Annotated in this window: 8 protein-coding genes and 4 pseudogenes; 9 read left to right on the forward strand and 3 right to left on the reverse strand. The window is 58.7% G+C overall.

The window, feature by feature from the left end; genetic code table 11:
• Positions 1-21: 21 nt before the first annotated feature.
• The 3 genes from ASE04_RS10230 to ASE04_RS10240 all read right to left on the reverse strand — a co-directional run bounded on the left by ASE04_RS10230 (position 22) and on the right by ASE04_RS10240 (position 4,435).
• Positions 22-1,086: an ABC transporter ATP-binding protein gene (locus ASE04_RS10230; RefSeq protein WP_056816068.1), complete on the reverse strand. Its 1,065-nt coding sequence runs from the start codon at positions 1,084-1,086 to the stop codon at positions 22-24.
• On the reverse strand, positions 1,083-3,323 hold the full coding sequence (locus tag ASE04_RS10235; protein ID WP_056816163.1) for an ABC transporter permease: 2,241 nt from the start codon (positions 3,321-3,323) through the stop codon (positions 1,083-1,085). The genes ASE04_RS10230 and ASE04_RS10235 overlap by 4 nt, the downstream gene beginning before the upstream one ends.
• Before the next feature lie 83 nt (positions 3,324-3,406).
• Positions 3,407-4,435, reverse strand: a complete 1,029-nt coding sequence (locus tag ASE04_RS10240; RefSeq protein ID WP_056816070.1) for an ABC transporter substrate-binding protein — start codon at positions 4,433-4,435, stop codon at positions 3,407-3,409.
• Between the two features lie 178 nt (positions 4,436-4,613).
• Between ASE04_RS10240 and ASE04_RS10245 the strand changes: the two genes are divergently transcribed.
• From ASE04_RS10245 to ASE04_RS10280, 9 genes and pseudogenes are all read left to right on the forward strand, one after another.
• Positions 4,614-5,615 (forward strand): LacI family DNA-binding transcriptional regulator, encoded by a 1,002-nt coding sequence (locus tag ASE04_RS10245; protein WP_056816073.1) that lies wholly within the window; start codon positions 4,614-4,616, stop codon positions 5,613-5,615.
• A 978-nt stretch (positions 5,616-6,593) separates the two neighbouring features.
• A complete protein-coding gene (locus ASE04_RS10255) occupies positions 6,594-7,772 on the forward strand; it encodes an ATP-binding protein (protein ID WP_056816079.1) in 1,179 nt (392 codons plus the stop codon).
• A gap of 182 nt (positions 7,773-7,954) precedes the next feature.
• A pseudogene (locus ASE04_RS10260) lies at positions 7,955-8,278 on the forward strand (ABC transporter permease subunit); the annotation flags it as partial.
• Positions 8,275-9,145, forward strand: a pseudogene (locus ASE04_RS10265) (ABC transporter permease). The pseudogenes ASE04_RS10260 and ASE04_RS10265, both read left to right, overlap by 4 nt.
• A gap of 81 nt (positions 9,146-9,226) precedes the next feature.
• The gene (locus ASE04_RS31515; RefSeq protein ID WP_244490380.1) at positions 9,227-9,847 is read left to right on the forward strand and encodes an ABC transporter ATP-binding protein; all 621 of its coding nucleotides are present in this window, start codon (positions 9,227-9,229) and stop codon (positions 9,845-9,847) included.
• Positions 9,825-10,532, forward strand: a pseudogene (locus tag ASE04_RS31520) (ATP-binding cassette domain-containing protein); the annotation flags it as partial. The gene ASE04_RS31515 and the pseudogene ASE04_RS31520, both read left to right, overlap by 23 nt.
• Before the next feature lie 21 nt (positions 10,533-10,553).
• A complete protein-coding gene (locus tag ASE04_RS31525) occupies positions 10,554-10,859 on the forward strand; it encodes an ABC transporter ATP-binding protein (protein WP_244490382.1) in 306 nt (101 codons plus the stop codon).
• A 224-nt stretch (positions 10,860-11,083) separates the two neighbouring features.
• Positions 11,084-11,269 (forward strand): annotated as a pseudogene (locus tag ASE04_RS10275) (TIGR04028 family ABC transporter substrate-binding protein); the annotation flags it as partial.
• Between the two features lie 198 nt (positions 11,270-11,467).
• The coding region (locus tag ASE04_RS10280; protein WP_244490381.1) for a sugar phosphate isomerase/epimerase family protein at positions 11,468-12,298 on the forward strand (831 nt) is incomplete at its 3' end.

Raw genomic sequence — 12,298 nt, forward strand, 5'->3', positions numbered from 1 at the left:
ATCGTTGCTGGGTGGCACCGGTCAGTTGCGAATGATGGCGACGCCACGTTCCTTGAAGCCGATGCCAACTTCGGTTGCCGGCGCCAGCGCATGGTCCACCGACGGATCGATCACGAACAGCGTTCCCTGGCTTGTCTTGACTTCGTATTCGACATGATCGCCCAGATAGGCCGAGTGGATGATCTGGCCTGTAAACGCGCTACTGTGACCCAGCGGGTGCAGGGTGATGGCGTTCGGCCGCACCGCCAGCTGGGCCGAACCAGTCCGCAGATCGAGCCCTTTGACCTGATGCACCAGTCCATGCACATTCACGACGGCGGTACCGTCGCCGACTTCTGTCACATGGCAATCGATGACATTGGCCTCGCCCATGAAGTCAGCGATGAAGGCAGACGCTGGCAAATCATAGAGATCTCGCGGGGCGCCCGCCTGCGCGATCTCCCCATCCTTCATCACGATGATGCGGTCCGAAACGGCGAGCGCCTCGTCCTGGTCGTGGGTTACGTAAACGGCGGTGAAGCCCAGCCGCTGCTGCAATTCGCGGATTTCGGTGCGCACACGGCGACGAAGCCGCGCATCGAGATTGGACAGCGGCTCGTCAAGCAACAATACCTGCGGCTCGAGTACCAAAGCGCGAGCCACGGCAACGCGTTGCTGCTGGCCGCCCGACATTTCAGCCGGCAAACGCTTTCCCATACCGGACAGCCCGACAAGTGACAGCCCTTCCTCGGCCCGCTCGCGTGCTTCCTTCTTTTTGAGCCCCGACGATTCCAGGCCATAGGCAACATTGTCGAGCGCCGTCATGTGAGGAAACAGCGCATAGGACTGAAATACCATCGAAACGTCACGCTCGTTGGCCGGCAGCATGGTCACGTCCTTGCCGCCGATCAGGATGCGTCCGGAAGTCGGATGCTCCAGGCCCGCCAGCATGCGCAGCGTCGTGGTCTTGCCGCACCCGGATGGTCCAAGCAGGGTCACCAATGTGCCCGGTTCAATCTTCAGGGATAGGTTGGGTATTGCCGTAAAGGCGCCGAATGTCTTGGTGACACTTTCAAAGACGACAGAGCCGGAAAGCTTGTTGCTCATGCGGTTTTCTCCTGGACAATCGGCGCTGCGTTGAGCGTGGCTGTGGTGGAGATGGCGACCCGGTTTTCACGACGCAGGCGGCGTTCGCCGACCAGCAACTGGAAGCCGGCAATGACCGCGATCATCACCACGATGAGGACAGAGGAGTAGGCGATGGCAACGCCGTATTCGCCGTTTTCGACAAGGCCGACGATATAGGCCGTCGACATGTTGTACTGGGCGCTGACGAGAAAGATCACGGCGCTGATCGAGGTGATGGCGCGCACGAAGGAATAGACCAACGCTGCGGTTATCGCCGGCCGCAGCAGGGGCAGGATCACCTTGCGCAGCGTGCGGAAACTGTCGGCCCGTAGCGTCAACGAGGCTTCATCGAGGCTCTTGTCCAATTGGCTCATCGCCGCCACGCCGCCTCGGACGCCGACCGGCATGTTACGGAAGACGAAGCAGGCAACCAGAATAAGGGCCGTGCCGGTCATTTCCAGCGGTGGCAGATTGAAGGCCATGATGTAGCTGATGCCGATGACCGTGCCTGGGATAGCGAAGCTCATCATCAGCGCGAATTCAAACAGGTTGCGCCCGGCAAAACGCTGGCGGACGATGAGATAGGCGGTCAGAAGCCCAACGGCCGCGGTGAGAGGGGCGGAGATCAGCGCGATTTCCATCGTCGTCCAGAAGGAATTCCAGGCGACGCCCGTCCAGGCGATGCCTCCATCGTCACGCCAGCCCACCGAGAACGCGCTGATGTAGTGTTCGAATGTCAATGTGTTGTCGAGACCCCAGGTCCGCACGAAGCCGCCGAACAGGATCATTGCGTAGACAACGATCGTGAAGACCATCCACGGAATGACAAGTGCGTGGACGGCGATCGACAAGCCGTGTGGCAGGGCGATATGAGCGCCGGAATCGCCCTTTCCTGTCACCGTCGCGAAGCTCTTGCCAGAGAGCCAGAAGCGCTGGGCGACGAAGGCCGAGAGCGTGAAGACCAGCAAGATCATCGCAAGCGTTGCTGCGCGCGACGGGTCGTTCTGCGAGCCGACCACGGCAAAGAAGATCTCGGTCGAGAGCACCCCGTGGCTGCCCCCCAGCACCATCGGATTGCCGAAATCCGCCATGCTCTCGATGAAGCCGATAAGAAAAGCATTCGCGAGGCCAGGTTTCATCAGCGGCAACGATACGCGCCAGAATGTCCGCCAGCGATTGGCGCGCAATGTCTGCGAAGCTTCCTCCATCGATGGGCTGACACCTTCGACAACGCCGATCAGCACGAGAAAGGAGATTGGCGTGAACGAAAGCACCTGCGCGATCCAGATGCCGGTCAGGCCGTAGAGCCAGCGCCCGGGCTCGATGCCGAACAGCGACGACAATCCCTGGGTGACCACGCCGGCGCGGCCGAACAAGAGTGTCAGCGCCAATCCGACGACAAAGGGAGGGGTAATGATCGGCAGGATGGTCAGAAGGCGCAGGCCCTTCTTGAACGGGAAACGGGTTCTGGTTGCAACAAGCGCAAAGCATAGTCCGAGCAACGTCGAGCCACCCGCCGTCACAATCGCCAGAAACAGGGTGCGCCAGGCGACGCCACAACGATCACCGCCTCCGAGGCAGCTCAGGCCCCAGACGGATGGATCCTGGATGTTGGTAAGGAAGCCATCCGGGCTGAACGAACCATCGAAACTCTGAAAAGCACCGACAAACATGCTGGCGACGGGATAGAAGACGAAGATCGAGACCAGGACGACAAGCAAGGTGATTGACGCCACCACAAATGCGTCGCCCTTCATCGCCCCGCGCTCGGCCAGCCCGAAGGCAAACATCAGCACGAAGACGATGCCGAGCAGGATGGCGCCAGCGCCCATCGACGGCTGGCCGTCCGGAAGCAAGCCGAACATGGTCTCGCTGATCGTCCAGCTCCAGCCGCTGAAGGTGATCGCCAGTCCCTGAAGGCTCAGAAACAGGAAGCCGGCCGCGCCGGCAAAGGCGAGCAGGCCGCCGCGTGCCATCGGTCGTGAGATGAAGCGTGCGACAATGGCGATGACCACGAAGACGAAACTCAGTGACAGCCACCACCTGCCATGCTGCACGACTTCCAAAATGGCGGGAGCGCTTGCCGCATCGGATGGAAAGCCTGACAGCCAGCCAAAGCCATAAAAGCCGCCATCAATCCGGTACCAGGGCAGGACGAACAGAGAGAACAGACCCCCCAATAGGGCAAAGTCCAGTCGGCGGTTGCGATTGGGCATGACGATCAGCATCCGTTATATCTGCGTGGGGACGCGCAGTCGGCCAGGTGTGAGGCCGACTGCATGAAAGCGCGAGCCTTGCGTCAGTTCGCCTTGGCGCCGATCTCCTTGTCCCAGCGGCTGAGCAGCGACTTGCGCACGGCAGGGTCGCCGAACTTCTTGAAGTCATAGTCGATCAGCTTGATGTCCTCGAACTTCGGCGCTTCCTTGGGAACTGCTGCCGACTTGTTGGATGGCAGTTGGAACGATTTGGCGTCCTTCATATGCGATTGCGCATCGGCGCTGAGTGCCCAGTCATACCACTTCTTGGCATTGTCGAGATTCTTGGCGCCCTTGATGATCGACATCGAACCGATCTCGTAGCCCGTGCCCTCGCAAGGCGCGACAGCCTTGATCGGGAACCCCTCGACCGTCTGGGCGACGGCATCGTGCATGAAGACGACACCAATCGTTGCCTCGCCGCGCGCGGCCGCCTTGACCGGCGCCGAGCCGGACTTTGTGTACTGGGAGATATTGCCGTTGAGCTTGCCAAGATAGTCGAACGCCTTGTCTTCTCCCATGATCTGCACGAGCGTTGCAAGCGTGTTATAGGACGTGCCCGACGAGTTCGGATTGGCGATCTGGATCTCACCCTTGTAGGAAGTGTCGAGGAGGTCAGCCCAGCACTTCGGCTCCTTCAGGCCCTTGCTCTTCAAGAGATCGGTGTTGTAGCCCCAGCCAAGTGCACCGGCGTAGACGCCGACAGTTTTGTATCCGGAACTCTCGGCCTGCTTCTTCGCCCAGTCCTGCAACTGGTCGAACAGCGGAGACTTGTATTCCTGCGTGAGGTTCTCGGCGGCCGCCTGCAGATGCGGATCGCCGGTTCCCGCCCACCAGATGTCAGTTTTCGGGTTGCGGGCCTCGGCTCTGATCTTTGCGTAGGTTTCGCCAGCAGACAGGCGCACCATATTGACCTTGATGTCGGACTGCTTCTCAAACAGCCCCTTCATCAGATCGCATACCTGCGGGTCCGCCGAACAAATCATGTTGAGATCGCCGGCCGCATGAGCCGAATAGGCAACAAACGAAACGCCAGCCGCGAGCGCAGCCGCGGCAACTGTTCCAAAACGCATTGACATCCTCCTTGTTTAGCAGCGCCTCCACGCTGAACGCTTTTGCAAGCGTGTGCAAATGCTGCATCAACGTTTCTGGACTGTCAACAAGGATTCGTTAATTCCAGCATTGCTCTACGCCTGTTCATCGTTGTAATTAGTTGCAATTCTGTGCAATGTGATAGCCTTGGAGGGTGTCGTGACCGCAAGGCTTTATGTCAGCGCGCAGGAAGTTGCCGAGAGGGCAGGGGTCTCACGCTCCGCCGTATCGCGGACGTTCACGCCTGGAGCCAGTGTCTCCCCCGAAACCAGGCGGCGCGTCATGGAAGCAGCGGACGCACTTGGATATCAGGTCAATCATCTGGCTCGGGGCCTTATGCGCAATGAGAGCGGGATCGTCTGTCTTATCGTCTCCGAGGTGGCGACGCCTTACCGGTCAGCTCTCTTGAGCATACTCACACAGAAGCTTCAGAACGCCGGTAAAGTGGCCATGCTCGTCAACACCGATCGTTCCGACGGCAGTGTTGACCGGGCATTGAAGCAGGCCATTCGATACCGTGCGGATGCCTCGATCATCATGTCGGGGCTTCCGGACAAGTCGATCACTCAGCTTTGCCTGAAGAACGGCCAGCGTCTTGTGCTGATCAACCGAGATGACGATCAGCCGGGCCCCCTGCGTATCAACCTTGACGACCATGAAGCCGCGTCCCGCGTTGTCACCGCATTTGTGCGCGCGGGCTGTCGCAGGCTTGCCTTTGCGAATTCGCAAGCCGGAACGCCGAGCCTTATGGCCCGCGAGCACGGTTTCGTTCATGCGGCCAGACGGCTGGGGCTTGACGTCGTCGTCGAGCGATACGGGTGGACGGGTTATGAGGCAGGGCAGGTTCTTGCGCAGCGCTTGCTCACGCATCAGGACCGGCCGGACGCTGTGTTCTGCGCCACCGATCTCCTCGCCTGTGGTTTCATGGATACCGCACGTCGACAGTTCTCACTTTCGATCCCGGACCAGCTTTGTGTGGCAGGATTCGATGATATCGAACAGGCGGCTTGGACATCCTACGATTTGACGACGTTTGCGCAGCCCGTTGAGGCAATCGCAACCGAAGCCGTTAGGTGGCTTGAGGATCGTTCCCTTCATGAAGAAAGGCGGATCCAGCTCCATGCCGACCTCGTCTGGCGTGGGTCGATAAGGGGTGGCTAGCTGAGCGATGATGAAAATGGGACGACAACCTTGAATGGCTAGAAACCTTGCCTGGGGGCTACATCCCCGCAGTGGAGGAGTGGGCTCGATGAGCTGTTTGTGGACGCTCGAAACGCTCTCGCATTCCAGGTTCGAGGTGACGACATCGCAATAGCTTAAATTAACGCTGGAGGAGTGGTGTTCTCAATCGGGTCTATACGCTGGACAAGTGGCCTTTCGAGCCCTGTGACGAGCATAAGGTGTTCGCGATCACGACAGCCCCGCTTTTCAGCATTCTGGACCGGACATGATCCAGAGTTCGCTCCAGGCGTGAGGGCAACTTAATCAGCAGCGTCCAACCCGGTCCGAGCCCCGCGGTCGTTCCTGCACGAACTCGAAGGTTCCGGCTATCGTGAGGCCCTCACGTCCTACGTGTCGCATGCGCTTGCGATCCCGACGGACGACAGGGGGAGACTTGTCCATATCCTGGAGGGTATGACGTCAGTGCCACGACCCCGCCTCCGAGGGTTTGAGGCTGGCTTGTGCTGCCCTCTATATCGCAGCAAGCGAGCCGCAGCCGAGGTCGGATCTCGAGCGTCTGCGGGAACTGGTGACCGGTCTCGCCTACGGTCAAGCCGTTGAACCCGGTCATTTTTGCCAACTGGAGGTCCCCGGCCAGGTCAACGCCATGATCGAGCGGTTTCTGGCACTGCAGTCGAAACGCGATTCCCTCTGAGTTCGGGGTCTGAAACGGTATTCCCAGTCTTTCCAGCCGAGCCAAATTGTTGGTTCGCCGAGCGAAGCTTCCACCGGGGAAGTTTGCGGTAACAGGGTCGCTGGTTCGGATCCCTTTAAGGCGGACGGCCCGGTTCGATCACTTTTGGGCGCCCGTATGGTGACGCGCAGTTGTAAGCCAATCGCCCATGCCGGCAGAGTTATATTGACTTATAGGCAGTTATAATACACTTACCTTATAACCGTCTAAAGTGGATATAAGTGATGGATGAAGTTCGCAACCCGTTTGCACCTGGTGCCGGATCACAACCGCCGGAACTCGCGGGCCGTGACAAAATTTTAGAAGATGCACGCATAGCTGTCCAACGAGCTGTTCGAGGCAGGCCCACCCAATCTCAAATACTGCTTGGGCTCCGCGGTGTCGGCAAGACAGTTTTGTTGAACCAAATTGAAAAGATTGCCGAAGAGTGTGGGCACCTGACTTCTATGGTGGAAGCACCAGAGGGAGTTCCTCTTCCAACGCTTCTTTATCCGCGCATCCATCAAATCCTTCGCAAACTAAGTGTAATCGAGCAAGCGAAAGCAAGTGCCTTCAGCGCAATGCGAGCGCTTCGTAGTTTCGCGTCAATATTCAAAGTGGAGATGGGCGATTTCGCGTTGTCAGTGGATCCCGAGACAGGAACGGCCGATAGCGGAAACATAGAATACGATCTTGCGGAGCTTTTTGTGAGGGTCGGGGAGGCGGCGAAGGCTGCAGAACGCAGCTGGACGCTCCTGATCGACGAGATCCAATACATCAACGAAAAGGACTACGCTGCACTAATCGTTGCGATTCATCGGATAAATCAGAAAGGCCTACCGGTGCTGTTTTTCGGCGCTGGCTTGCCTCAGGTGGCTGCTCTTTCTGGCGATGCGAAGTCTTATGCGGAGCGTCTGTTTACCTATCCTTCAGTGGGTGCACTTGATCAAAATTCGGCGGAGCTAGCTATCAAGAACCCGATCGAGGAGGAAGGTGAGCAGATAAAAGTTGATGCACTGCAAGCTATCGTCGCGAAGACCCGAGGTTATCCATATTTTCTCCAGGAATGGGGTTATCAAGCTTGGAATACCGCCAATCAGTCGCCGATAGATGCCGCTGATGTGGATCAGTCCTCCCAGAGGGCACTTCAAAGACTTGACGATGGGTTTTTCAGGGTACGCTTTGACCGCCTGACGCCGCGCGAACGTGAATACGTCTTCGCTATGGCTAAGTTAGGCGAGGGGCCCTACAAATCCGGCGACGTTGCAGAGATGATGAAAGAGCCGCCTAACAAGCTCGGGCCTATGCGGGCCAGTATCATAAAAAAGGGGATGATCTACAGCCCTTCATATGGTGACATAGATTTCACCGTGCCATTGTTCGGAGACTACTTACTGCGAAACTGGATAGGTCCTAACCCGTAGACGTCGAAATATAATATAGGCAGCAGCCGCTCCAGCGCACATCCCGGCTCGCGCAAAACCAAGACCGGATACTTCTGGGCGCTGGCCCGCGATGACAGACCGTGGGGCGGAGGTGCGCCGCCGGGAGTAGCGGTTCCTGTAGTCTTCGTTACCTTCAAGGTTCTCGTGTTAGGCACGGGAGCGACATTGTGAAATTCGCTCGAGCGGCAGGCATTCGCGAATCCACCATCCTGCGCAGGCATGTGTTGAAGTTGATCTCCATACCGCTTGTGACCGTCTTCGGCCTGGAACTTGGCTCGACCCTTGCCTTTGCCGTCGTCACCGAAACAATTTTCTCTTGGCCCGGCCTCGGCAAATTGATCATCGACAGCATTACGTCGCTGGATCGGCCGGTTATGGCCGCCTACCTCATGCTCGTCGCGCTGCTCTTCATCGTCATCAATCTCCTCGTCGATCTTGTCTACGGCTTGCTCGATCCTCGCTTGCGAAAGGCCCGCATCGGATGAGCCATACCCCATCTTCGCTCTTTCTAGCCGACTTCCTTCAAAACAGGGTTGCGGCTGCAGCCGCAGTGGTTCTCGCAGCCATATTCTGGCGGTTGCGGCCCCTCTGTTGACCCCCCAGAATCCTTATGACCTTGCCCATCTCGTGTTGCGCGATGCACGCCGGGCGCCGGGGCTCATAGGCTCCGGAGGATATCGGCATTGGCTCGGAACCGACGCCCAGGGCCGCGATCTTCTGTCGGCAATCGCCTACGGATTGCGCATTTCACTCCAGATGGGCCTGGTGGCCAGTGGGATCGCCTTCGCGATTGGCGCGCTGGTCGGCTGTACGGCAGCTTTCGTGGGTGGTCGCACTGAAGTTCTTGCAATGCGCGTCGTCGACCTGCAGCTCTCATTTCCTGTGATTTTGCTGGCTTTCGTGATTGCCGCACTGCTTGGCCAGGGGCGCTATCAGCTCATCCTTGCGCTGATCGCCGCGCAGTATGCATATTCGCCCGTACTGCTCACGGAGCCGCCTTCGCCGAAAGGCGGAAGGATTATGTCGAGGCGGCGCTTTCCATTCCGCTGCCGCCTTGGCTCGTCGTCTTGCGCCATATCCTGCCAAACGCACTTCCGCCCTTAATCGTCGTGGCAACGGTTCAGATGGCGAGTGCGATCTCGCTTGAGGCCACGCTTTCGTTTCTCGGCGTTGGCTTGCCTCCGACCGAGCCTTCACTCGGCATGCTGATCGCCAACGGCTTCCAATATCTGCTGTCGGGTCGCTATTGGATCTCCATCTATCCAGGTATTGCCCTGATCCTCTTTATCGTCTCCCTCAACCTGGTCGGCGACCAGGTACGTGATCAGCTTAACCCCAGGCTTCGCCGATGATCTCCGCTTCTGGAGATCGACGATCTGAGGACGGTCTTTCCCGGCGCCCGGGGCGAGATCAAGGCCGTTGACGGAGTGTCGTTGTCGTTGATTGCGGGCGAGGTGCACGGCCTCGTTGGCGAATCCGGATCGGGCAAATCCATCACCGGCTTCTCGATCATCGGTCTCGTGGATGAGCCCGAGCATATTGCCGGAGGGTCGATCAAGTTCGAAGGGCGGGAATTGATCGGATTGCCGGACGAGGAACTGCGGAAGATACGCGGGAAGACGATCTCCATGGTCTTCCAGGACCCAATGATGGCCCTCAATCCGGTGTTGGACATCAAAACCCAGATCCGGTTGGCGCTCGAGGCACACGAAAAGGTTTCAACCGCGCAAGCGCGAGAAAGAGCAATCGAGGCCCTGGCGCGCGTGCGTATCGATGAGCCAGAGCAAAAGGTGGATTTCTATCCGCACCAGTTTTCAGGCGGCATGCGGCAGCGCGTTGCCATCGCAATCGCGCTCTTGCATCGCCCCAAGCTCATCATCTGCGATGAGCCGACGACAGCCCTTGATGTCTCGGTTCAGTCAGAGATCCTGAAGGAAATGAAGGCGCTCGTTGCCGAATTGGGAACGACGCTCATATGGATCAGTCACGATCTTGCGACCGATCGCATCGATCGCAGATCGGATTGCCGTGATGCGAACCGGGCGCATCGTTGAAATAGGCCCCGCCGGTGACGTCTTAACGAAGCCGCAGCACGCCTATACGAGGGCTCTTCTCGACGCCGTGCCCTCACGCTCGCGCCCCGGGCAACTGCTGGTGCGATCCGCAGAACTTGAAAGCGCGCAGCCACCGGCACGCAAGGCAATCGCCGTGGGCCTTCCGCCCAGTGGACATCCTCTTCTCGTGATTGAGAAGGCAACGAAAACCTTCGAGGAGAAAGCCGGCGTGCTGTCGGCTGTCGCCAGGAGATTTGGCAGGATCAAACAATCGCCTTCGGTACATGCCGTCGACGGCGTGAGCCTTGCTCTGAAACGAGGCGAAGTATTGGGCCTTGTCGGGGAGTCCGGTTCAGGAAAGTCGACACTGGGGCGCATGGCTGCCGGCATCATGGCGCCCACACATGGTAGTGTCCTGCTGGCCGGAAATCCGGTGATGAGCGAAGGGGGAAACCCCCGCAAGATCACGACACGTATCCAGACGGTGTTCCAGGATCCGTTTTCTTCTCTGAACGGGCGAATGCGGATCGGGGCGATCCTGGCGGAAGGCCCCCTGGCGTATGGCCTTGTACGTCGCGGCGAAGCCCGCGACTATGTCACACAGTGACTATCGGCGGTCGGTCTGGATCCGTCCGCCGCAGACCGTTTTCCTCACCAATTTTCCGGGGGGCAGCGGCAGCGTGTCGCAATCGCGCGCGCGCTTGCCATGCAGCCGGATGTGGTCGTTTGCGACGAGCCTGTTGCATCGCTTGACGTTTCGATCCAGGCGCAAGTCATCAACCTCCTGATCCGGTTGCGTGCAGAACTCGACCTGTCCCTGATATTCATCAGTCATGACCTTTCAGTCGTGCGGCACCTCTGCGATCGAGTGGCCGTCATGCATCGCGGCCGGATCGTCGAGCAGGGTGCCAGCGAGGCAATTCACAACAGGCCGCAGCACGAATACACCAAGCGCCTGCTTGCGGCTGCGCCGACCCTGCCTACGGTCAGCCAGCCGATCTCCTTGCAATAGGCACCTTCGCATCACTCTTGGTGCGACAAGCGAAGACAGTTGGCGCGCCACGGACGACTTGGCGTGCGTTTCTTTGCGGAACCCTTTTCAGGGGCTTCCCAATACCGTTTCGGCTTTTGACCGCCTTGGCCAAAGAAACGTTCCCGAGCCGTCGGAAAACTAGAATATAAAATCCAGTATTGGTTAGTTGCTAGGATCAGGTATCCTCAACAACGGACACGCTGATGTCTTCCTATCGAAAAATCCTCAGTCTCAGCCTGGGACTGATCGCAGCCACCGCCTCCTTCAGCGTTGCGTGGTCGGCCGACCAGCCCACCAACGGCAGCACGCTCGTCTATCTTGAGCAACAGTCTCACGCCAATCTCTACCCACCGGCCGGCGGGTTCTATCCCAATGGTGGGGTCCTCAACCTCTCAAACCGCTACTATTGCGCCGCCCATTAAGTCCGACCGTTATTTGAAGAAAGTGCGYCYTATTGRAATAAATTTGGAMYCCTGTGGCTGAGGYTAACGACTGYTTGWTGCCTTTCAATGRACCAATTGATCGGCTTTGCATTGGCTGACATAGTCCSGCCGCGCATCCGCTCCCACCAAGCAAAGATCCCATCAATGACCGCATCACCTAATCAATCCTCCACGTCCGTCTCTGCTCGCCCGCTGGCGAAGATCAGCCTGAAATGGAGCATGGTCGAGGAACCCACGCTCTCCATCCTGGAGAGGTTCCAGCTCCTGCGCGATCTCGGTTATGACGGGGTTGAGCTCGACTCGCCCAATGATCTGGCGCTCGACGAGGTGCTGAATGCCCGCGATAAGACCGGCCTCGAAATTCCAGGCCTCGTCAATGCCGTGCACTGGAAGCACCCGCTGACGGATCCTGATCCAGCGGCGCGTCAGGCCTGTGTCGATTCGATGGTCAAGGCGCTCCACGATGCCACGCTCTACGGCGCGACGACGGTGCTGCTCGTTCCCGGCSTCGTCAACGCGGATACCAGYTACAAGACCGCTTACGCGAGAGCCGCGGCGGAGATCGCCAAAATTCTGCSCGCCGCGGAAGAAACCGGCGTGTCGGTCGCGCTTGAGAATGTCTGGAACGACTTCCTGCTGAGCCCCTTGGAGGCGGCGGTTTTCGTCGATCGCTTCAATCATCCGAAGCTCGGCTGGTATTTCGATGTCGGCAATGTTTTGCGCTACGGCCGGCCGACGCATTGGATCGAGGCGCTCGGCCCGCGCATCCTGAAGATCGACATCAAGGAATACAGCGTCGAGAAGATGAATAGGGAAGGCCCGTGGAAGGGTTTCGATGTCGAGTTGGGCGAGGGCGACTGCGATTGGGCTGCCGTCAACAAGGCCCTGTCGGATGTCGGCTATTCCGGCTGGGCCTCCATCGAGGTGCCGGGAGGCGACAGAAATCGCCTCGCCGATCTCAAGAAGCGTGTCGAT

The sequence above is a fragment of the Rhizobium sp. Root708 genome (assembly GCF_001429725.1).
Lineage (GTDB): Bacteria > Pseudomonadota > Alphaproteobacteria > Rhizobiales > Rhizobiaceae > Rhizobium.

Excerpts from the sequence above, each read along its gene's own strand:
- ASE04_RS10230 (WP_056816068.1), bottom strand. The coding sequence starts at position 1,086 with ATGAGCAACAAGCTTTCCGGCTCTGTCGTCTTTGAAAGTGTCACCAAG.
- ASE04_RS10235 (WP_056816163.1), bottom strand. The coding sequence starts at position 3,323 with ATGCCCAATCGCAACCGCCGACTGGACTTTGCCCTATTGGGGGGTCTG.
- ASE04_RS10240 (WP_056816070.1), bottom strand. The coding sequence starts at position 4,435 with ATGCGTTTTGGAACAGTTGCCGCGGCTGCGCTCGCGGCTGGCGTTTCG.
- ASE04_RS10255 (WP_056816079.1), top strand. The coding sequence starts at position 6,594 with ATGGATGAAGTTCGCAACCCGTTTGCACCTGGTGCCGGATCACAACCG.
- ASE04_RS31525 (WP_244490382.1), top strand. The coding sequence starts at position 10,554 with ATGCAGCCGGATGTGGTCGTTTGCGACGAGCCTGTTGCATCGCTTGAC.